1 protein-coding gene is annotated in these 558 nt (G+C 68.1%); it reads right to left on the minus strand.

The window, feature by feature from the left end:
• Positions 1-558 (minus strand): hypothetical protein (locus OEB96_RS00320; RefSeq protein ID WP_266213375.1); only part of this gene is annotated, 558 nt, incomplete at both ends.

Consider the following 558-nt stretch of genomic DNA (forward strand, 5'->3'; position numbering starts at 1 on the left):
CCGTTGAGCATCTGCCAGAACGCCTGGAACAGGCTGTGCGTGCGGTAGCCCGGGCCCTTGTCGCATGCTCCGGTCGGCTTGGGGCGGGCGGTCCCGGTGCCCGAGCCGCCGGTCGGGCCGAGGTCGCCCATGGGGCACTCGCTGGGTACGAATAGCGTGCAATCGCTGAGATCCTCGTCGTCGAAGCAGCACGTCCGGCCAACGCCGACGTCCTCGGGCCGGTCGCAGTACTGGTCGGATGGCTTGGTGCAGTCGTCCGAACGTAGGAACAGGCTGATGTCCTCGCCGGGCGGGATGCAGGGGCCCGGGGCCCACGCCTTGGTGCCGTTGCGCGAGACGAGGTCGACGATCGAGCAGTGCTGCCAGTCGGCCTCGTCGAAGGCCTGGTGCAGGAGCACGAAGGCGAACAACTGGGCGATCGATTCGGTGAGCGGTGGTGCCTCGTCGGTGGTGTCGGCGACGCACTGGTAGGTGCACAGGTCGCCGCAGTCGGGGGTGAATTTTGCGGTGATGCCACCGCCCGTGAAGAGGTCGACGATGTGGCCGAACTCGTGGGCG

The organism is Paraliomyxa miuraensis (assembly GCF_026337845.1).
Lineage (GTDB): Bacteria > Myxococcota_A > Polyangia > Nannocystales > Nannocystaceae > Paraliomyxa > Paraliomyxa miuraensis.